Origin of the sequence: Solibacillus sp. R5-41 (assembly GCF_002736105.1) — a bacterium.
Taxonomy (GTDB): domain Bacteria; phylum Bacillota; class Bacilli; order Bacillales_A; family Planococcaceae; genus Solibacillus.
On record NZ_CP024123.1, the window covers coordinates 4,165,200 to 4,187,609 of the forward strand.

A 22,410-nucleotide genomic window follows, 5' to 3' on the forward strand; every position below is an offset into this window, starting at 1 on the left:
TACATGACAATAAGAAACGGCATATGACAATTTCGTCACATACCGTAAAGTTTCGTATATTCATTTTGTTCAGGAAATATTAACGTAACCGTTGAGCCTTCATTGACTTTTGAATTTACGGTGAGTTTTATACCAAGCTTTGTTGCAGCATTTTGCGCTAAATAAAGTCCCATCCCTGTTGCTACCGTCGATTCTCTACCTACTGAGCCTGTGTACGATTTCCGGAAAATCCGCGGTAAATCCTCTGGTGCAATCCCAATCCCGCTATCTTGTATATGTAATGCCCAATTTCCTTGTTGCTGAGACATAAAAATACGCACTTCTGAATTCGCATGACTATATTTCACCGCGTTTGATAAGATTTGACGGAAAATAAACGCCAGCCACTTCAAATCTGTCACAATTACTAGCTCCAAATCCTCTATTTCAAAACCAATCCCTTTTTCAATACACCAAGCTTTTAACGAACGTATTTCACTTGAAATTACTTTGTGTAGTTCAACTTTCTCTAAACGATTATCCTGTTCCATCGTTTGGAGCCGTGTTTGATGGAGCTGTTGGTCAACAAGCATGTACAGACGAAACCATTCATGCTCAAGACGCGTTTGAAGCTTACTATCTTCCACGTGCTCAATCATAATTTTCAAAGCTGTTAATGGTGTTTTCACTTCATGTACCCATGCAAGTAAATCATCGCGCTCCTCTAACAATTGAATTTTCTTGTTATTGAGCTCATTTGTTTGTTGTACAAATTCCTGTTGAAAACGTTCTGCCATAAGTGACATATAGGGGCTTTGCATACGGTCTAAGTCTTCAAAACCTTGATTTTTCATTCTATGAAACTGCGTCCAATCTTTTAAATAGCGCCAGCCAATGAAGAGGAAAAAAAGCACGCTATACACACTATTTAAATATATAATCGACACATTATAAAGCCCGCTATCTAGGACTAGCAAACCGTTCAAACAAATTAGTGATAAAAAGTAAAACAGAAACCACTGTGCGTGCTCCTTTAAAAATAGCCCAATCATAAAGTTACCGCCATATATCCGAGCCCTTTTTTCGTTAAAATAACATTTTCTAATCCAATTTCCTCTAAACGCTGTCGTAAGCGATTCATGTTAACTGTTAGCGTATTATCATTTACGAAACGCTCATCATCCCAAAGTTTCCGCATTAATTCGTCGCGTGACACAATTTTATCGGCTTGAGATAACAACACACGTAATATATAAAGCTCATTTTTAGTTAGCGCGATTTTTTGCCCTTTAAAGCTTACATCACTACGGCTATAATCTACTTGCGCTCCGTTCCATTGGATAATTTCAGGTGCCTGGTCTTGATACGTGTATGTTCGGCGCAACAATGCCTGTACTTTCGCAACCAACACCTCCATATGGAATGGCTTTTGCACGAAATCATCTGCTCCCATTTGCATCGCCATCACCATATCCATAGGGTGATCCCGTGAGGATAGAAAGATTATTGGTACCTTTGATACGAAACGGATTTCTCGACACCAATGAAAGCCATCATATGCTGGTAATTGAATATCTATCAGGACAAGCTCAGGCTGTTCTTTCACAAATGTATCCATTACTTGCTGAAAATTTGTAGGACCTATTACTTCAATATCCCATTGTGCAAAACGCTCACGTATCAATTCGAAAATTGACGGATCATCTTCTATTAACATGATTTTCAAGATTACCCACTCCTTTAAACACTATTATATTATACATGAACGTTGAACTTACAACTATTTCCATAAATTTCACTTTAGCTTAATTGAGTGAAATTTTAAATTGCATTTGCGCAATTAACACCCTTCAAAAACTGTGACATCCGCCAGAGGCTCTGTCTTCATTCAGTGGGTGTTTAAACACCCACTGAATGAAGATATGTTTGTTATAATGAATTCAATCGTTCCTAAGGGGGGTTTGCCGTCATGGATATCCGACAAATTGAATATTTTGTTGAAGTTGCAAAACAATTAAGCTTTACGAAAGCCGCCACTACATTGCATGTATCGCAACCTTCTATCAGTAAAGCCATTCAAAATTTAGAGACTGAGCTTGGTGTACCGCTATTTTATCGTTCATCCAAGCAACTTGAATTAACCGATGCTGGGCATGCTGTTTTAATAAATGCCTTACAGGTGCTTGAGTCTTTCCATAATCTACGCTCCGAACTAACTGATTTAATGGACTTAAAAAAGGGACAAATTCGAATTGGTATTCCTCCAATTGTCGGGGCTGAATTTTTTTCGAAATTAATTAGCTATTATAAAGAAAAATATCCATACATTGAAATTTTATTAACTGAAGTTGGCACAAAACGGATTCGACAGGGAATCGAAGCTGGAGAGCTCGACATAGGCTTAGTATGTAGCTTCTGTTCGACAAATGAACAATTAGAAACAATTCGATTTGTAAAAGATCCACTTGTATTAATTGTTCATCAAGATCATCGGCTAGCGAAGCAGGAATTTATTGAACTGTCGAATTTACAGTCGGAGGCATTTATTATTTACCGAAATGATTTTATTTTATATGACCGCATTATTGAAGAATGCTCGAAATTTGGTTTTTTCCCAACGATTGCTTGTGAAACATCTCAAAAGGATTTATTTATCGAAATGGTGCAAGCTAAGATCGGCATTGCATTACTCCCACAAAGAATTGCTGAAAAAATTACATATGACACGATTCAAACCGTTCCTTTAAAAGAGCAAGTCATTCATTTGGAGCTCGGCATTACGTGGAAGAAAAATAAATACTTACCCTTTGCTGTTCGCGAATTTATCGAACTTGCACGTGGTTTTATGCCCGAGTAAACGGCATTATTTCCAAGCAAAGAAAAAAAGCGACTTTGACTGACTAGAATCAATCAAAGTCGCTTTTTATCATTTGATTAAGCGTTCACTTTTTGAGCAAACTTCACTTTTGCTTCTAAACGCTTTTTGTGTAAAATTGGCTCTGTATAACCACTTGGCTGTTCATATCCTTTGAATACTAAATCACAAGCCGCTTGGAACGCTACGGATTCATCAAAATTAGCTGCCATTGCAACATATTCTGGATCATCTGCATTTTGCTCGTCTACTACTTTTGCCATGCGCTTCATCGTTTCTTGTACTTGCTTCTCTGTGCAAATACCATGATGTAGCCAGTTTGCCATATGCTGACTTGAAATACGTAATGTCGCGCGGTCTTCCATTAAACCAATATTATTAATGTCCGGAACTTTCGAACATCCTACGCCATGCTCTACCCAGCGCACAACATATCCTAAAATCCCTTGTGCGTTATTATCTAGCTCTTGTTGGACCTCTTCCGGTGCCCAATCCGTTGACGGCGCTAGTGGAATTTGTAAAATTGCATCTTGTAAATCTTCTGAAGTTGTAATGCCTTTTTGAATTTCTTTTACATTTTCTCGGTGATAATGCATAGCATGTAACGTCGCTGCTGTTGGAGACGGTACCCAAGCTGTATTTGCACCTGCTTGTGGATGCGCAATTTTTTGCTTAAGCATTTCTGCCATTAAATCCGGCATCGCCCACATCCCTTTCCCTATTTGAGCGCGTCCCTGTAAACCTGCATCTAGACCGACTGCGACATTTGATTTTTCATATGCCGCTAACCAAGTAGACGTTTTCATTTCACCTTTACGAATCATTGGACCCGCTTCCATCGATGTATGAATTTCATCTCCTGTGCGATCTAAAAAGCCTGTATTAATGAAAACAATACGGTCCTTCACTTCTCGAATACATGCTTTTAAATTTAAGGATGTACGACGTTCTTCATCCATTACACCAATTTTTAATGTAAAACGTTTTACACCAATTAAATCTTCCACACGTTCAAATAATTTATTTGCAAATGCAACCTCTTTTGAGCCATGCATTTTCGGTTTTACGATGTAAACAGAGCCTTCCTGCGAGTTTTTATATTGTCCACTACCAAGCAGCTCATGTTTGGCAATTAAACTTGTAATTACGCCGTCCATAATTCCTTCAGGCACTTCTTGACCATCTTTATATAAAATCGCCGAATTCGTCATTAAGTGTCCCACATTACGTATGAACATTAATGAGCGTCCATTAATTGTCACACTTCCACCAGTTGGACTTGTATATACACGATCTGGATTTAATGTACGCGTCAGCGTTTTTGACCCTTTTTCAAACGTAGCTGTTAAGTCGCCCTTCATTAAACCTAACCAGTTCGAATAAACTTCAACTTTATCCTCTGCATCAACAGCGGCTACGGAATCCTCACAGTCCATAATCGTAGTAATAGCCGATTCTAAAACAACATCCTTCACACCCGCTACATCATTCTTTCCAATTGGATGTAGGCGATCTATTTGAATTTCCACATGTAAATCATTATTTTTAAGTAATACAGCAGTTGGATCAGCCGTTTCCCCTAAATAGCCGACTAATTTCTCTTCTTGAACTAAACCTGTTTTTTGTCCGTTTGATAACGTCGCTTGTAATAAACCATCGACAATTGCATAGTTCACAACATCCTTATGAGAAGCCCCTTGTAATGCAGCCGCATCATCTAAAAAATGTTTTGAATAATTGATTACTTTTCCACCACGAACCGGGTTATATCCTCTCCCTGCTTCTGCCCCATCTTCATTACCAATGACATCTGTTCCGTAAAGCGCATCATATAAACTACCCCAACGTGCATTGGCCGCATTAATTGCGTAACGCGCATTGCTTACTGGTACAACTAATTGTGGACCAGCTTGAAATGCAATTTCTGAATCTACATTTTCAGTCGATACATTAAAAGGCTCAACTTTCGGCTCTAAATAACCAATTCCTTCTAAATAGACTTTATATGCAGCAAAATCAAAATTCCCCTTATTTTCCTTATGCCACTGATTAATTGCTTCTTGTAAATTATCACGCTCTGCTAATAACGTTTGATTTTCTGGTGCTAAGTCATGAATCAGTTGATCAAAGCCATTCCAGAATGCAACTTGCTCTACCTCACTGCCCGGTATTACTTTCTCGTTAATAAAATCGTATAAAGTTGATGCTACTTGTAAACTCCCCACTTGTACAAATGTTGACATAAACAATATCCCCCTTGAACATCTTTATTTGGTTTAGTCGGACACAACAAGGACCCATTCATACTTAGTTGCTGTCCATTCTTACTTGGATTTCGTAAAATCTATATTTGCTCATCCACCTAGAAAAGAAATCCCCTCTTCTTATCTATTATTATAATTGGATAATGGTATATAAATGAAATACATATTTTGCATAACCATTATGCCCTTTAACTATATACATTAGATAAAGATCCATTAAATAGATGCTACTACATGAAGTTATTTATAATATCCCGTATAATAGAATGAGAATTACACATTAGAGGTGACATCTTGAAAATATCTGTTGTATTAGTCGTACTTTTTTCTATATTTGCATTGTTTAAAATGATCAATCATCGTGAGCAATTAAAGGACATTGCAAAAAATGAAGTAATATTTGGTTTCATTACGTTTGTAGGTATTTATTCGGTTAGCCTTGGCTTGATCGCTCAAATTTTTGATTGGCTTTTGATACTTGAATTAAATCAATATTTTAAATGGGGCCTGTCATTAATTATCTTAATCGCTGCGATAATTATAATTAGCCGAGTCTTAAATAAGTTGCTACCAGAGAGACTAAAAAAAGTATTCATATAATTTACAATTAAGTTTCCCTTACGAGTAAAAGGCATTTTGAATTTAATCAAAATGCCTTTTTACTCGATTTTTATAATAAATGACGCCATAGCGTAATTGCGTAGAGACTTTGAATTACGCTAAAAAAATAAAAACCCCCTACAAGCGTCCTAGTAGGGGGTTTTAAAAATTAGCTTAAGCTCAAATTATTTTTGGATTGAAGCAACAACGCCGGCACCAACAGTACGTCCACCCTCACGGATAGAGAACTTTGTACCTTCTTCAAGAGCGATTGGAGAGATAAGCTCAACAGTCATCTCGATGTTGTCACCAGGCATTACCATTTCAACGCCTTCTGGTAAGTTACAGATACCTGTTACGTCAGTTGTACGGAAGTAGAACTGAGGACGGTAGTTAGTGAAGAATGGCGTATGACGGCCACCCTCTTCTTTTGATAAAACATAAACTTCAGCTTTGAAGTTTGTGTGTGGAGTAATTGAGCCTGGTTTAGCTAATACTTGACCACGTTGGATATCTTCACGAGCTACACCACGTAGTAATGCACCGATGTTGTCACCAGCTTCAGCATAGTCTAATAATTTACGGAACATTTCTACACCTGTTACAGTTGTAGTTTTAGCTTCTTCAGTAATACCAACGATTTCAACTACTTCGCCGACTTTAACTTGACCACGTTCAACACGACCAGTTGCTACTGTACCACGACCAGTGATCGAGAATACGTCCTCGATTGGCATCATGAATGGTTTGTCATTTTGACGTTCTGGAGTTGGGATGTAAGAATCTACAGCGTCCATTAATTCAACGATTTTTTCTTCCCACTCAGCTTCGCCTTCTAATGCTTTAAGAGCAGAACCTTTGATTACTGGAATATCGTCGCCTGGGAAGTCATATTCAGAAAGTAGGTCACGGATTTCCATTTCTACTAATTCTAATAATTCTTCGTCGTCAACCATATCACATTTGTTCATGAATACTACTAAGTATGGAACACCTACTTGACGAGATAAAAGGATGTGTTCACGTGTTTGTGGCATTGGACCATCAGCAGCAGATACTACTAAGATACCGCCATCCATTTGAGCAGCGCCTGTGATCATGTTTTTAACATAGTCGGCGTGTCCTGGGCAGTCAACGTGTGCGTAGTGACGAGTATCAGTTTCGTATTCTACGTGAGAAGTATTGATTGTGATACCACGCTCTTTTTCTTCTGGAGCGTTGTCGATATCAGCGTATGACTTCGCTTCCCCACCCATTTTTTTAGAAAGAACTGTTGCGATTGCAGCAGTTAAAGTAGTTTTACCATGGTCAACGTGTCCAATTGTACCAACGTTAGCATGGGTTTTAGAACGGTCAAATTTTTCTTTAGCCATTAGAAAAAGCCTCCTCAGAGATATGTTTTAATTTTTTTTTATTCTAAGATTGCTGATTACAAACAGGGCCCCGTTCATAACCAGTCAATCATAGCTTACAAATTATTTATACTTCATGCAAGATGAAAATTCAATTATTCACCTTTATTTTTTTTGATGATATCTTCAGAAATTGATTTTGGTACTTCTTCATAATGATCAAATGTCATTGAGAATACACCGCGACCTTGAGTTCCTGAACGTAAAGTTGTAGCATATCCGAACATTTCAGATAGTGGCACCATTGCGCGTACTACTTGTGAGTTACCACGAGCATCCATACCCTCTACGCGACCGCGACGAGCAGTAATGTTACCCATAATATCACCAAGGTACTCTTCTGGAATTACAACTTCAACTTTCATCATTGGTTCTAAGATAACTGCGTTACATTGCTTCGCAGCTTCTTTAAGAGCCATAGATGCAGCAATTTTGAACGCCATCTCATTCGAGTCAACGTCATGGTAAGAACCGAATACTAATTTTGCTTTAATGTCGATAAGTGGGTAACCAGCTACTACACCGCGATCTAAAGAATCACGTAAACCAGCTTCTACAGCAGGAATGTATTCACGAGGTACAACACCACCAACGATAGCGTTTTCGAATTCGAAACCTTTACCCTCTTCGTTTGGAGAGAACTCGATCGTTACGTCACCGTATTGACCGCGACCACCAGATTGACGAGTGAATTTACCTTGAACCTTAGCAGAGCCACGGAATGTTTCACGGTAAGATACCATTGGAGCACCTACGTTAGCTTCTACTTTGAATTCACGCTTCATACGGTCAACTAGGATATCTAAGTGTAACTCACCCATACCAGAGATGATTGTTTGTCCAGTTTCTGTGTCAGTATGAGCACGGAAAGTTGGATCTTCTTCTTGTAATTTAGCTAATGCTTGACCCATTTTATCTTGGTCAGCTTTAGATTTTGGTTCTACAGAAAGTGAAATTACTGGCTCAGGGAAGTCCATTGATTCAAGAATAACTAGGTTTTTCTCGTCACATAATGTATCACCAGTTGTAGTGTCTTTAAGACCTACAGCTGCTGCGATATCCCCAGCGAATACTTTCGCGATCTCTTCACGTGAGTTAGCGTGCATTTGTAGGATACGACCTACACGTTCACGTTTACCTTTAGAAGAGTTTTGTACATATGAACCAGCGTCTAATACACCAGAATATACACGGAAGAATGTTAATTTACCTACGAAAGGATCTGTCATAACTTTGAATGCAAGAGCTGAGAATGGCTCTTCATCAGAAGAATGACGGATAACTGCTTCATCACCATCAACATTAGTACCATTAATCGCTGGTACGTCAGTTGGTGCTGGTAGGTAATCAACTGCTGCGTCTAGCATTTTACGAACACCTTTGTGTTTGAATGCTGTACCACATAAAACAGGGTAGAATTCAACTGCAATCGTTGCTTTACGGATAGCCGCTTTAAGCTCTGTAACAGTGATTTCTTCACCCTCAAGATATTTTACCATAAGATCTTCGTCAACACTTGCAACAGCATCGATTAATTTCTCACGGTATTCTTCAGCTTGTGCTAAATGTTCTGCAGGAATTTCTCCTTCAGTAACTGCTGTACCTTCTTCGTTTCCGTAGAAAGTAGCTTTCATTTCTACTAAATCGATAATTGCTGAGAATTGATCCTCAGCACCGATTGGTAGTTGGATTGGGTGAGCGTTTGCTTGTAAACGGTCATGTAACGTTCCTACAGAATATAAGAAGTCTGCTCCCATTTTATCCATTTTGTTGATAAATACGATACGTGGTACACCGTATGTTGTAGCTTGACGCCAAACAGTTTCTGTTTGAGGCTCAACACCAGATTGAGCATCAAGTACAGTTACAGCACCATCTAGAACGCGTAAAGAACGTTCAACTTCTACAGTGAAGTCTACGTGTCCTGGAGTATCGATAATATTAATACGGTGGTTGTTCCATTGAGCTGTTGTTGCAGCAGAAGTGATCGTGATACCACGCTCTTGTTCTTGCTCCATCCAGTCCATTTGCGAACCGCCGTCATGTGTTTCACCGATTTTGTGGATCTTACCAGTGTAATAAAGGATACGCTCTGTTGTTGTTGTTTTACCAGCATCAATGTGAGCCATGATCCCAATATTACGAGTTTTCTCTAGAGAGAATTCGCGTTTCATAGGAAATTTCTCCTTCCATATTGGGTTAACTATTTAAGTAAAATTTAAGCTCTAGTTTCCTAGAGCTTAAATCAAATTACCAGCGATAGTGAGCGAATGCTTTGTTAGCTTCCGCCATTTTGTGCATATCTTCACGTTTCTTAACAGAAGCACCAGTGTTATTAGAAGCGTCTAAGATTTCGTTAGCTAAACGCTCTTCCATAGTTTTCTCACCACGAAGACGAGAATAGTTAACTAGGTAGCGAAGACCTAAAGTTGAACGACGTTCTGGACGAACTTCAACCGGTACTTGGTAGTTAGAACCACCAACGCGGCGAGCGCGTACTTCAAGAACTGGCATTACATTGTTTAATGCTGATTCAAATACTTCTAAAGGATTTTGACCTGAACGCTCTTGAACTAATTCGAAAGCTCCGTATAAAATCTTTTGAGAAGTACCTCTTTTACCATCAACCATCATTTTATTGATTAAACGAGTTACTAGCTTTGAGTTATAAAGTGGATCTGGTAACACGTCACGTTTGGAAACAGGACCTTTACGAGGCATGTGTTTTCCTCCTTTCAAATAGTAATTACATATTTTAAGTTAAATTATTTTTTTTCTTTCGGGCGTTTAGTACCGTATTTAGAACGAGATTGTAAACGACCATTAACACCAGCTGTATCTAATGCACCACGTACGATGTGGTAACGAACTCCAGCTAAGTCTTTTACGCGTCCGCCACGGATAAGTACAACACTGTGTTCTTGTAGGTTGTGACCTTCACCTGGGATATACGCAGTAACCTCAAGTAGGTTAGATAAGCGTACACGCGCATATTTACGTAAAGCCGAGTTCGGTTTACGTGGTGTCATTGTACCAACACGAGTACAAACTCCGCGTTTTTGTGGAGATTTAACGTTAGTTAAAGATTTTTTAAATGAGTTATATCCTTTGTTTAACGCTGGAGATTTTGATTTCGTGCTATTAGATTGACGAGGCTTACGTACTAATTGGTTAATTGTAGGCATCGATTTGTCCTCCCTTCATTTTTTCCTTGTTTCAATACCACACATCCAGGTGGTTCATTTTTTGGGTAAAAACAAAGTCTTTGTGCATTTATACACACAAAAACTACATCGCAGTAATCGCAACAACCGCAGCGCTAACATGAATGCCGCAAGCTTTACCAAGTTCTATTTTTGAATTAACAAGATAAACTGGTATCCCGATTTCTTTCGCGAGAAGAATGGCCGGATCGGTTACCCAATTGTCTGCATCAATTGCAACAAAAAGAGCTGTTACTTGTCCAGCACGCATCGCTTTCACTGCTTGCTTTATACCTATGATTGTTTTACTAGCCTGTTTTACTTGATCATAAGACATTTGCATATCCTCCAAAGTACAGACAGTTAACTATCAACCTTCAATATATTATCATTTCAAACTTACACTGTCAACCAATATCATTAAAGAATATCTGTTCTTTTTTAGCGGTATAAATACACAGTTATTTTTAGAAAAACTCCGGCAGAGGGATTATCCTCTACCGGAATTAATTTGTTGAAAGTTTGTTACTCAGTTACTGTTAATTCTTTACCATCTTGCTCCATACGGATTTGACGATAACGTTGCATACCAGTACCTGCTGGAACAAGCTTACCGATAATTACATTTTCCTTCAGACCTAGAAGTTCATCACGCTTACCTTTAATTGCAGCATCCGTTAACACACGAGTTGTTTCTTGGAATGATGCAGCGGATAAGAATGATTCTGTTTCAAGAGAAGCTTTTGTAATACCTAAAATGACAGGACGACAAGTTGCTGGATTTTTGCCTTTTAATACAGACTCAGCATTTGCCTCAGAGAATTGGTGAATATCTAGTAATGAGCCTGGTAATAAGTCTGTATCACCCGCTTCGATTACACGAACTTTACGAAGCATTTGGCGAACCATTACTTCGATATGTTTGTCACCGATTTCTACCCCTTGCATACGGTATACTTTTTGTACTTCTTTTAACAGATATTCTTGAACTGTCGATACGTCTTTTACTTTTAGTAATTGTTTCGGATCGATAGAACCTTCTGTTAATGTTTGACCAGGGATAATCGCGTCACCTTCTTGCACTTTTAATCGTGCGTTGTATGGTGCCTGATATTTACGTGTTTCCACGTCACCTTGGACAGTAATTTCTTTTAGTCCTTCACGAATTTCTTCGATTTCAACAACTGTACCTGAGATTTCCGAAATAACGGATTGACCTTTTGGATTACGCGCTTCGAAAATCTCCTGAATACGTGGAAGACCTTGTGTGATATCGTTACCGGCTACCCCACCTGTATGGAATGTACGCATCGTTAACTGTGTACCTGGCTCACCAATTGATTGCGCAGCAATAATACCTACTGCCTCACCAACTTCTACGCCTTCACCAGTTGCTAAGTTCATACCATAACATTTTTTACATACGCCATGCTTTGTATTACATGTGAATGCTGAACGGATTGTAAGTTCTTCGATATTGGCATCGGAAATAACACGAGCAACATCTTGAGTGATTAAACCATCACGTTCTAAAATAACTGCGCCTGTTTCTGGATGGCGAATTGTTTTCTTCGTATAACGACCAACAATACGTTCGTCTAACGCTTCAATTAATTCGTTGCCTTCCATTAAAGCTCCAATTAATAAACCACGGTCTGTACCACAGTCGTCTTCACGAACGATTACATCTTGTGCAACGTCTACTAAACGACGAGTTAAGTAACCTGAATCGGCTGTTTTTAGTGCTGTATCGGCAAGACCTTTACGCGCACCGTGAGTAGAGATGAAGTACTCTAATACTGTTAAACCTTCACGGAATGAAGACTTGATTGGTAACTCAATGATACGACCAGCCGGGTTGGCCATCAGACCACGCATACCAGCTAACTGTGTAAAGTTCGATGCGTTACCACGGGCACCAGAGTCAGACATCATGAAGATTGGGTTTGTTTTTTGTAATGAGTTCATCAGCTTACCTTGGATAATATCCTTAGCATTCGACCAACTTGAAATTACACGATCATAACGCTCTTCTTCAGTGATTAAACCACGACGGAATTGCATCATTACCTTATCTACTTTTTCTTGTGCTTCTTCTAAGATGACACCTTTATCTGGTAATACCACGATATCGGATACACCTACAGTAATACCTGCACGTGTAGAATATTTGAAACCTAAGTCTTTCATGCGGTCAAGCATTTTAGACGTTTCTGTAATATGGAATTCTTTAAACACTTCAGCAATTACATTTCCTAAAAACTTCTTACGGAAAGGATCAATAACTGGTACATTTGTGAAATGCTTCGCTAATACTGCACGGCGTTGTGCTTGGATTTTTTCTTCTTCAGATAAACCAGCATAGCCCTCAGTTGCTTCAATTTCTTTCAGTAATTCATCGGCAATTGTTAAATCAACGAAATATTTTTCAGGCGTTTTTTGCTCTAAGTTTACAGACGTTGGCTCATTAATATACGGGAATGAGCGTGGTAAAATTTCATTAAAGATTACTTTACCTACTGTTGATAATAAGAACATTTTATTTTGCTCTTCAGTAAACGTTGGATTGTTTAAAGAACTTGCTTTAATTGCAATACGAGAATGTAAGTGAACATGACCGTTTTGGTATGCAATTAACACTTCATTGGCATCGTTGAAGATTGAACCTTCACCAACTGAGCCTTCACGTTCAAGCGTTAAGTAATAGTTACCTAATACCATATCCTGAGATGGTGTTACTACTGGCTTACCATCTTTCGGGTTTAAGATGTTTTGAGCAGCTAACATTAATAATCGAGCTTCTGCTTGTGCTTCTGCTGATAATGGTACGTGAACCGCCATTTGGTCACCATCAAAGTCAGCGTTATAAGCTGTACATACTAATGGGTGAAGACGAATTGCACGACCTTCTACTAATGTAGGCTCAAATGCTTGGATACCAAGACGGTGAAGTGTCGGTGCACGGTTAAGTAATACCGGATGCTCACGAATCACATCTTCTAAAACATCCCAAACTTCATTGTGTAAACGCTCAATTTTACGTTTTGCACTCTTAATGTTATGAGCAAGGCCACGTTCTACTAATTCTTTCATTACGAAAGGCTTAAATAGTTCGATTGCCATTTCTTTCGGAAGACCACATTGGTACATTTTTAAGTTTGGACCTACTACGATAACTGAACGACCAGAATAGTCTACACGTTTACCAAGTAAGTTTTGACGGAAACGACCTTGCTTCCCTTTTAACATATGTGAAAGGGATTTTAAAGGACGGTTACCAGGACCAGTTACCGGACGACCACGACGACCATTGTCGATTAGGGCATCTACCGCTTCTTGTAACATACGTTTTTCGTTTTGAACGATGATGCTCGGTGCACCAAGGTCAAGTAAACGTTTTAAACGGTTGTTACGGTTAATAACACGACGGTAAAGATCGTTTAAATCTGATGTTGCAAAACGACCACCATCTAATTGCACCATTGGACGAAGCTCTGGTGGAATTACAGGAAGTACATCTAAAATCATCCATTCTGGTTTGTTACCTGAGTTACGGAATGATTCGATTACTTCTAAACGTTTAATCGCACGCGTACGACGTTGCCCTTGTGCAGATTTAAGCTCTTCTTTTAGAGACGCTGTTTCATCTTCAAGATCAATTTTTTCTAATAGGCGTTTAATTGCTTCTGCACCCATTGCCGCTTCAAAATCTTTACCAAATTTTTCACGGTATGCACGATACTCTTTCTCAGAAAGCAAGTCTTTAAAACCTAAAGAAGTTTGACCTGGCTCAATCACAACATAAGAAGCGAAATAAATCACTTCTTCTAATGCACGCGGAGACATATCTAAAAGAAGACCCATACGGCTTGGAATTCCTTTGAAATACCAAATATGAGATACAGGTGCTGCAAGTTCGATGTGTCCTTGACGTTCACGACGTACTTTTGCACGTGTTACTTCAACCCCACAACGGTCACAAACTACGCCTTTATATCGAACGCGTTTGTATTTACCACAGTGACATTCCCAGTCTTTCGTTGGTCCGAAAATGCGTTCACAGAATAGACCATCTTTTTCTGGTTTTAATGTACGGTAGTTAATTGTTTCTGGTTTTTTTACTTCACCATATGACCAAGAACGAATCTTATCAGGGGAAGCTAAACCAATTTTCATATATTCAAATTCATTAACATCTATCAAGGAGCCTACCTCCCTTTAGTTATAAGTCTTTAAATGACTTTATTTGTAGCTCGGCAATTGCAATATTTCATACTAGGCCATAATGAAATTTGCCTTTATACATTACCATTCATAAAGAAGAATCGAGCAGGACATAACCTGCCCGATTCAATTTGAAATTATTCAATTGACTCTACTGGGTCTTCTTTATCATCAGCAGGTTTTGGATTTTCCATTTCAGGAACTGGTGCAGTTACTTCTTCTTCATCGTCAAGGTCGCGAAGTTCTACTTCCTCGTCGTTGATTGTTAGCATCTTCACATCCATACCTAGTGATTGAAGTTCTTTAATTAATACTTTAAATGATTCAGGAACACCTGGTTCTGGAACACTTTCACCTTTAACAATGGCTTCGTATGTTTTCACACGACCTACAACATCATCTGATTTTACAGTTAAAATCTCTTGTAATGTGTAAGCAGCACCATATGCTTCAAGTGCCCAAACCTCCATCTCACCGAATCGCTGACCACCAAATTGTGCTTTACCACCAAGCGGTTGTTGCGTTACTAATGAGTAAGGTCCCGTTGAACGTGCATGAAGTTTATCGTCAACCATGTGGGCAAGTTTGATCATATACATGATACCAACTGATACACGACTGTCGAATGGCTCACCTGAACGTCCATCATAAAGTGTTGTTTTACCATCACGATCCATACCAGCTTCTTCCATCGTTTCCCAAACATCATCTTCGTTAGCGCCGTCAAATACAGGTGTAGCCATGTGTACGCCTAAATAACGTGCTGCCATACCTAAGTGAAGCTCTAAAACTTGTCCGATATTCATACGAGATGGTACGCCAAGTGGGTTAAGCATGATGTCTACCGGTGTGCCATCTGGCATAAACGGCATATCTTCTTCTGGTAAGATACGTGAGATAACCCCTTTGTTACCATGTCGTCCGGCCATTTTGTCCCCAACGCGGATTTTACGTTTTTGAACAATATAAGCACGTACTAATTGGTTAACTCCTGGTGGTAATTCGTCACCATCTTCACGATTAAATACTTTAACATCTAGGATAATACCGCCCGCTCCGTGTGGTACTCGTAAAGACGTGTCACGTACTTCGCGTGCTTTTTCACCAAAGATAGCATGTAATAAACGCTCTTCCGCAGTTAACTCTGTAACTCCTTTAGGCGTCACTTTACCTACTAAAATATCACCGTCGCGAACTTCTGCACCGATGCGAATGATACCACGATCGTCTAAATTACGAAGTGCATCTTCCCCTACGTTTGGAATATCACGTGTGATTTCTTCAGGTCCTAGTTTTGTATCACGTGCTTCTGATTCATATTCTTCAATATGAACAGATGTATATACATCATCCTTTACAAGGCGTTCACTCATAATAACCGCATCTTCGTAGTTAAAGCCATCCCATGTCATGAATGCGATAAGTACGTTTTGACCAAGTGCTAATTCGCCTTTTTCCATTGAAGGACCATCAGCTAAAATATCACGAGGTTTCACACGATCGCCAATTTTTACGATTGGACGTTGGTTATATGAAGTACCTTGGTTTGAACGAATGAATTTTTGTAATTTGTACTTTGTTAAATCACCTTTAACTTCTTTGCCTTCAATTGTTTCAATACGACGAACGTGAATAGAACGTGCTTCAACATGTTCAACAATACCGTCGAATTTTGCAATGACTGCAGCACCTGAGTCACGTGCATCTACGTGTTCCATACCTGTACCTACATATGGTGCATTTGGATAAAGTAATGGAACCGCTTGACGTTGCATGTTCGCACCCATTAACGCACGGTTAGAGTCATCGTTTTCTAAGAACGGGATACATGCAGTGGCAGCAGATACAACCTGTTTTGGTGATACGTCCATGTAGTCGATACGGTCTTTACTAAATACAGTGTTATCTCCACGGAAGCGTCCTACAACTTCTTCCTTCACGAAAGTACCATCTTCATTTAATAAAGAGTTTGCTTGTGCAACTACATAGTTATCTTCTTCATCAGCCGTTAAGTAATGAATATCCTTCGTTACAGCACTTGTGTTTGGATCAACACGACGATACGGCGTTTCGATGAAGCCGAATTTATTTACTTTTGCGAACGATGAAAGCGAGTTAATTAAACCAATGTTTGGTCCCTCTGGTGTTTCAATCGGACACATACGACCATAGTGAGAATAGTGAACGTCACGTACTTCCATACCAGCACGCTCACGAGTTAAACCACCAGGTCCTAATGCAGATAGACGACGTTTATGCGTTAATTCTGCAAGTGGGTTTGTTTGGTCCATGAATTGCGATAATTGCGAGCTACCAAAGAACTCTTTAATTGACGCAATTACTGGACGGATATTAATTAATTGTTGTGGCACGATAGCAGCTGTATCATTGATTGACATACGCTCACGTACAACACGTTCCATACGAGATAAACCGATACGGAATTGGTTTTGTAAAAGCTCACCAACTGAACGTAGACGACGATTACCTAAGTGATCAATATCATCTGTATTCCCTACGCCATATAATAAGTTGAAGAAGTATGATACAGAAGCGATTACATCAGCTGGTGTAATATTCTTCACTTCTTCATCGATATATGCGTTTGAAATAACGTTAATTTCTTTTTGAGCTTCGTCATTCGGTGCGAAAATTTTGATCGATTGGATTGTAATATCCTCTTCTAATACACCACCAACTTGTGTTAGTGTACGGAAGCCCGTACCCGCTTCTAAATAAGGGATTAACTTATCTAAAGTACGACGATCTAATAATGTACCTGCTTCTACAAGAATCTCACCTGTTTCTGAATCTACAAGTGTTTCAGCAATCGTTTGGTTAAACAGACGATTCTTAATGTGAAGCTTTTTGTTCATTTTGTAACGACCAACATTCGCCAAGTCATAGCGCTTTGCGTCAAAGAAGCGAGAATATAAAAGGTTCTTCGCTGATTCAACTGTTGGTGGCTCACCTGGACGCAAACGCTCATAGATTTCAAGAAGCGCTTTTTCAGTGCTTTCTGTGTTATCTTTTTCAAGCGTGTTACGTAAGTATTCATTGTCACCAATGATATCTAAAATTTCTTGATCTGAACCGAAACCTAATGCACGTAATAATACTGTTGCTGGAAGTTTACGTGTACGATCGATACGAACGTATACAACATCCTTTGCATCAATTTCGTATTCTAACCATGCACCACGGTTTGGAATCACTGTTGCGCCAAAACCTTTTTTACCGTTTTTGTCCGTTTTGTCGTGGAAATATACACTTGGAGAACGAACTAATTGCGAAACGATAACGCGCTCAGCACCATTAATAATAAACGTGCCTGTTTCCGTCATTAATGGGAAATCACCCATGAAGACTTCTTGTTCTTTTACTTCTTTTGTTTCTTTGTTGTGTAAACGTACTTTTACGCGCAATGGTGCAGCATAAGTTACGTCACGTTCTTTACATTCATCAACATCATACTTAGGATTTCCTAATTTGTAGTCGACGAATTCTAATGAAAGATTACCTGTAAAATCTTCGATTGGAGAAATGTCGTGGAACATCTCACGCAACCCTTCTTCAAGGAACCACTCATAAGATGCTGTTTGGATTTCGATTAAATTCGGAAGTTCCAGCACCTCACTAATACGCGCAAAGCTTCTACGCTGGCGGTGTTGTCCGTACTGAACTAGTTGACCTGTCAACTCATTCACCCCTCAATAAAGCGATAATAGGTCTTTGCAAAACCTTACAAATAGTGTATGATTTCGAAAGACGAAAAGAAAACGAGTCTTTTATAAGACCTCATTTTCGGTTAAACTAAACATATTCTTAGTAAGTATGCCCATAAAAACCTTTATGTTATGCAAAAGGGCACACTACCTCAAAATAATAATTTTGCATTTTATAATGTTATCATAGTCAATTTGTCAAGTCAATCTTCCGAGTCAATCTTACTTATTTTTTTGCACGTATGATCCAGTACCCTTTTTTCTTCTCGACAACTTCTACTTTTGAAAACATTCCCTCTAAATGACTCACCGTTGAAGGCGCACCCTGCTTCTTCTGAATTACAACCCACAGTTCACCATCTTCAACTAGCAATTGATAGGCACCGTCATAAAACTTAAAAACTGTATCCTTACCAGCACGAATAGGTGGATTTGTTAAAATAGCTGCAGCATTCGTTTCAGGTGATACAGCACTTAAGCCATCACTTTCAAAAATTCGTACATTTTGAATCCCGTTTAGTTGTGCATTTTTTTGTGACAACGCAACAGCTCGCGTATTGATATCCATCATTAACACTTCACGCTCTGGATTTACTTTTGCAATAGACAATCCAATCGGTCCATAACCACAACCAACATCAAGTATATCTCCTGCAATTTTTGGCATCTCAAAAGCGTCTATTAACACACGGGAGCCAAAATCTACTTCGCTTTTGCTAAATACACCTGCATCTGTTTCAAACATAAATGTATTTCCTAATAAAGTAAACTTCCATTGGCGTGGTTTACTATCAGTTTGAGGCTTATTGGAATAATAATGTTCAGACATATGACACGCCTCCTCAAAAAATTAAAATAAAGAAAAGCTCGCCGCAAAACTGTGACGAGCTTTTCTTATGAAGCTAAGCATAACGCCTAGCAACGAAAGTTAAACTAAAATTATTTAACTTCTACTGAAGCGCCAACTTCTTCAAGTTTAGCTTTAATAGCTTCAGCGTCATCTTTAGAGATACCTTCTTTAAGAGCTTTAGGAGCGTTGTCAACAACCTCTTTAGCTTCTTTTAGGCCTAAACCAGTGATTTCACGAACCACTTTGATTACTTTAATTTTTTCTGCACCAGCTGATGCTAAGATTACGTCAAATTCAGTTTTCTCTTCTGCTGCTGCTGCACCGCCAGCTACTACAGCTACTGGAGCTGCTGCTGTTACACCGAATTCTTCTTCGATTGCTTTTACTAAATCGTTTAACTCTAGAACTGTCATAGCTTTGATAGCTTCTAAGATTTGCTCATTGTTCATTTTAATTTCCTCCTATGGAATGTTTTATAGTTTTTAGGCCACTAAGCCGTTTTTTGAAGTTGGGATGCGAAAATTACGCGCCTTGCTCTTCTTTTTGTTCTGCAACAGCTTTTGTTGCAAGTGCGAAGTTGCGCACTGGAGCTTGAAGTACAGATAAAAGCATTGATAGTAGACCTTCGCGAGATGGAAGTTCTGCAAGAGCTTTAACGTCTTCAGCAGATGCCACAGTACCTTCGATAATACCAGCTTTAATTTCAAGTGCTTCGTTTTTCTTAGCGAAATCGTTGATAATTTTAGCAGGAGCTACTACATCCACGTTAGAGAATGCGATAGCGTTTGGACCAGTTAAAAATTCATTGATTCCTTCAAGACCAACAGATTCAGTAGCACGACGAGATAAAGTATTTTTGTAAACTTTAAACTCAACACCCGCTTCACGTAATTGCTTACGTAATTCAGTTGCTTGTGCAACAGTTAAACCACGGTAATCTACAACTACTACAGAAGCAGCAGCTGAAAATTTATCAGCGATTTCTTGAACTTGAACTTTTTTAGTTTCGATTGCTTTGCTCATGATGACACCTCCTATTAGAATGAGTCATTTATACCGACAAAGAAAGCCTCTACATCTTAGAGACATAGAGGCAGAAAGTACATCATCTTAAAAAGAATCCGAACTCCTATGTCCTCGGCAGGATCATTAAGTGACAAGTCACTCCTACTGTCTACGGTACAAATGGATGATTCACAACAGCATCCATCTTACCAAGTAAGCGGTGTGTTGTCAATTAATTTAATTTAAATTAACGGTTTTTACAACCGGAATTAATTATTTAGTTACTGCGCTAGCGTCAACTTTTACAGCAGGACCCATTGTAGTTGTAATGTTTACAGACTTCATGTAAGTACCTTTTGCTGCAGCAGGTTTTGCTTTTTGAACTACTTCAAATACCGCTAAGAAGTTTTCTACTAAGTTTTTAGTATCGAAAGAAACTTTACCGATTGGTGCGTGGATGATACCAGCTTTTTCAGCACGGTATTCAACTTTACCAGCCTTAATTTCTTCGATAGCTTTTGTTACGTCAAAAGTAACTGTGCCTGTTTTAGGGTTTGGCATTAAACCTTTAGGACCTAATACACGTCCAAGTTTACCAACTTCACCCATCATGTCAGGAGTTGCTACGATTACATCGAATTCAAACCAACCTTGTTGGATCTTTTGGATGTACTCTGCATCACCTACATAATCAGCGCCAGCAGCTTCTGCTTCTTTAAGTTTTTCACCTTTAGCGAAAACTAATACGCGTTGAGTTTTACCAGTACCGTGTGGAAGTACAACTGCACCACGGATTTGTTGGTCATTTTTACGAGTATCGATACCTAATTTAAATGCTACTTCTACAGTTGCATCAAAGTTTACTGTGCTTGTTTTTTGCGCTAAAGCTACTGCTTCTTCTACAGAATATAGAGCTGCGCGGTCGATTAATTTAGCTGCTTCTTGCAGTTTTTTACCTTTTTTAGCCATTATAATTTCCTCCTTGATTGTGGTTTTAACGGATTTGACCTCCCACGAATAAAGGTTGCGCACTCTTCAAACAATATCGGAGTGCCGCAACCTTCTAAAAAAACAAAACATCATCAAGTGTGAAGATGGTTATTAGTCTTCGATAGTAATACCCATGCTTCGTGCAGTACCTTCAACCATTAACATAGCAGCTTCAACTGAAGCAGCGTTAAGGTCTGGCATTTTTTGTTCTGCGATTTCGCGAACTTTATCACGTTTAACCGTTGCAACTTTTTTACGATTTGGTTCACCAGATCCAGATTGGATACCAGCCGCTACTTTAAGTAATACTGCTGCAGGTGGAGTTTTAGTAATGAAAGTGAATGAACGGTCTTCGAATACTGAAATTTCAACTGGGATAATAAGACCAGCTTGATCAGCAGTACGAGCGTTAAATTCTTTACAGAATCCCATAATGTTAACACCTGCTTGACCTAATGCAGGACCAACCGGTGGCGCTGGGTTTGCTTTACCAGCAGGGATTTGAAGTTTTACAACTTTAATAACTTTTTTAGCCACGAGACACACCTCCTTAAGTCCGTGATGTGGTAATAGGGTTGCCCCTCCCACTCAATATCTGTTCGTCAGCTAACTTGCCGATAACATTAAAACTAATATAATCACCTATCAAACAAAATTGACAGGCTGACCTATGAAATGATACCACTTTTAATTTGCTTTATCAAGTAAAAATAATGTTATATTTTTTTAACTTGGGCAAACTCCAGTTCCATTACTGTTTCGCGGCCAAACATATCAACATGTACTTTTATTTTCGCATTTTCGACATCAACTTCTTCAACGCGACCTTGGAAGTGCGCAAAAGGTCCTTCCAATACTTCTACAACTTCACCAACAGTAATATCTACTTCACCAATCAGTGTTTCTGTCATGCCCATTTGTTCAAGTAGACGATCTGCTTCTTCTGGTAATAACGGCGTTGGTTTTACCCCACCACCTGAAGAACCGATAAATCCAGTTACACCCGGTGTATTACGCACTACATACCACGCGTCATCTGTCATGATTAGTTCTACTAATACGTAACCTGGGAACACTTTACGCATTACCGCCTTTTTCTTACCATCTTCTTTTACATCAATCTCTTCATGTTCTGCAACGATAACGCGGAAAATTTTATCCTGCATCCCCATTGTTTCAACACGTTTTTCTAGATTTGCTTTTACTCGGTTTTCATAACCAGAATAAGTATGAACTACATACCAATTTTTTTCCATATAGGTAGGACTAAATCGTCCGCCCCT

At 39.0% G+C, this 22,410-nt stretch carries 18 protein-coding genes and 1 other annotated feature; of the genes, 2 read left to right on the forward strand and 16 right to left on the reverse strand.

Annotation, left to right across the window (positions count from 1 at the left end; translation table 11 throughout):
• Positions 1-35: 35 nt before the first annotated feature.
• Complete coding sequence (locus CSE16_RS20660) at positions 36-1,031, reverse strand: sensor histidine kinase (protein WP_099425596.1); 996 nt, start codon at positions 1,029-1,031, stop codon at positions 36-38.
• The gene (locus CSE16_RS20665) at positions 1,028-1,705 is read right to left on the reverse strand and encodes a response regulator transcription factor (RefSeq protein ID WP_099425597.1); all 678 of its coding nucleotides are present in this window, start codon (positions 1,703-1,705) and stop codon (positions 1,028-1,030) included. Before CSE16_RS20665 ends, CSE16_RS20660 begins: the two co-directional genes overlap by 4 nt.
• 243 nt (positions 1,706-1,948) lie before the next feature.
• On the opposite strand from CSE16_RS20665, the gene CSE16_RS20670 reads away from it, so the two are divergent.
• Positions 1,949-2,836, forward strand: a complete 888-nt coding sequence (locus CSE16_RS20670) for a LysR family transcriptional regulator (protein ID WP_099425598.1) — start codon at positions 1,949-1,951, stop codon at positions 2,834-2,836.
• Positions 2,837-2,913: 77 nt separating this feature from the next.
• On the opposite strand, the gene CSE16_RS20675 is transcribed toward CSE16_RS20670, so the two are convergent.
• Positions 2,914-5,097, reverse strand: a complete 2,184-nt coding sequence (locus CSE16_RS20675; protein ID WP_099425599.1) for a malate synthase G — start codon at positions 5,095-5,097, stop codon at positions 2,914-2,916.
• Between the two features lie 315 nt (positions 5,098-5,412).
• Between CSE16_RS20675 and CSE16_RS20680 the strand changes: the two genes are divergently transcribed.
• Positions 5,413-5,718 (forward strand): hypothetical protein, encoded by a 306-nt coding sequence (locus CSE16_RS20680; RefSeq protein ID WP_099425600.1) that lies wholly within the window; start codon positions 5,413-5,415, stop codon positions 5,716-5,718.
• Positions 5,719-5,903: 185 nt separating this feature from the next.
• Here CSE16_RS20680 and tuf read toward each other — a convergent pair whose 3' ends face one another.
• From tuf to nusG, 13 genes are all read right to left on the reverse strand, one after another.
• Positions 5,904-7,091, reverse strand: a complete 1,188-nt coding sequence (tuf, locus tag CSE16_RS20685; protein ID WP_099425601.1) for an elongation factor Tu — start codon at positions 7,089-7,091, stop codon at positions 5,904-5,906.
• Between the two features lie 134 nt (positions 7,092-7,225).
• Complete coding sequence (gene fusA, locus CSE16_RS20690; protein WP_099425602.1) at positions 7,226-9,304, reverse strand: elongation factor G; 2,079 nt, start codon at positions 9,302-9,304, stop codon at positions 7,226-7,228.
• A 76-nt stretch (positions 9,305-9,380) separates the two neighbouring features.
• The gene (gene rpsG / locus CSE16_RS20695) at positions 9,381-9,851 is read right to left on the reverse strand and encodes a 30S ribosomal protein S7 (protein ID WP_099425603.1); all 471 of its coding nucleotides are present in this window, start codon (positions 9,849-9,851) and stop codon (positions 9,381-9,383) included.
• Between the two features lie 44 nt (positions 9,852-9,895).
• Positions 9,896-10,315, reverse strand: a complete 420-nt coding sequence (rpsL, locus tag CSE16_RS20700; protein WP_099425604.1) for a 30S ribosomal protein S12 — start codon at positions 10,313-10,315, stop codon at positions 9,896-9,898.
• Positions 10,316-10,418: 103 nt separating this feature from the next.
• Positions 10,419-10,670, reverse strand: coding sequence for a ribosomal L7Ae/L30e/S12e/Gadd45 family protein (locus CSE16_RS20705; protein ID WP_099425605.1), 252 nt, complete (start codon positions 10,668-10,670; stop codon positions 10,419-10,421).
• 188 nt (positions 10,671-10,858) lie between these two features.
• Entirely contained in the window at positions 10,859-14,536 is a 3,678-nt protein-coding gene (rpoC, locus tag CSE16_RS20710) for a DNA-directed RNA polymerase subunit beta' (protein WP_099425606.1), read from the reverse strand.
• 158 nt (positions 14,537-14,694) lie between these two features.
• Positions 14,695-18,264: a DNA-directed RNA polymerase subunit beta gene (gene rpoB / locus CSE16_RS20715; protein ID WP_253896129.1), complete on the reverse strand. Its 3,570-nt coding sequence runs from the start codon at positions 18,262-18,264 to the stop codon at positions 14,695-14,697.
• A 244-nt stretch (positions 18,265-18,508) separates the two neighbouring features.
• Complete coding sequence (locus tag CSE16_RS20720; protein ID WP_099425608.1) at positions 18,509-19,111, reverse strand: class I SAM-dependent methyltransferase; 603 nt, start codon at positions 19,109-19,111, stop codon at positions 18,509-18,511.
• Positions 19,112-19,221: 110 nt separating this feature from the next.
• On the reverse strand, positions 19,222-19,581 hold the full coding sequence (rplL, locus tag CSE16_RS20725; protein WP_099425609.1) for a 50S ribosomal protein L7/L12: 360 nt from the start codon (positions 19,579-19,581) through the stop codon (positions 19,222-19,224).
• Between the two features lie 73 nt (positions 19,582-19,654).
• Complete coding sequence (gene rplJ / locus CSE16_RS20730; protein WP_099425610.1) at positions 19,655-20,155, reverse strand: 50S ribosomal protein L10; 501 nt, start codon at positions 20,153-20,155, stop codon at positions 19,655-19,657.
• A gap of 30 nt (positions 20,156-20,185) precedes the next feature.
• Positions 20,186-20,330, reverse strand: a sequence feature (ribosomal protein L10 leader region).
• A gap of 80 nt (positions 20,331-20,410) precedes the next feature.
• Positions 20,411-21,106, reverse strand: coding sequence for a 50S ribosomal protein L1 (gene rplA, locus CSE16_RS20735; protein WP_099425611.1), 696 nt, complete (start codon positions 21,104-21,106; stop codon positions 20,411-20,413).
• 132 nt (positions 21,107-21,238) lie between these two features.
• On the reverse strand, positions 21,239-21,664 hold the full coding sequence (gene rplK / locus CSE16_RS20740; protein ID WP_008406998.1) for a 50S ribosomal protein L11: 426 nt from the start codon (positions 21,662-21,664) through the stop codon (positions 21,239-21,241).
• A gap of 179 nt (positions 21,665-21,843) precedes the next feature.
• Positions 21,844-22,383, reverse strand: coding sequence for a transcription termination/antitermination protein NusG (gene nusG / locus CSE16_RS20745; protein ID WP_099425613.1), 540 nt, complete (start codon positions 22,381-22,383; stop codon positions 21,844-21,846).
• Positions 22,384-22,410: the final 27 nt, after the last annotated feature.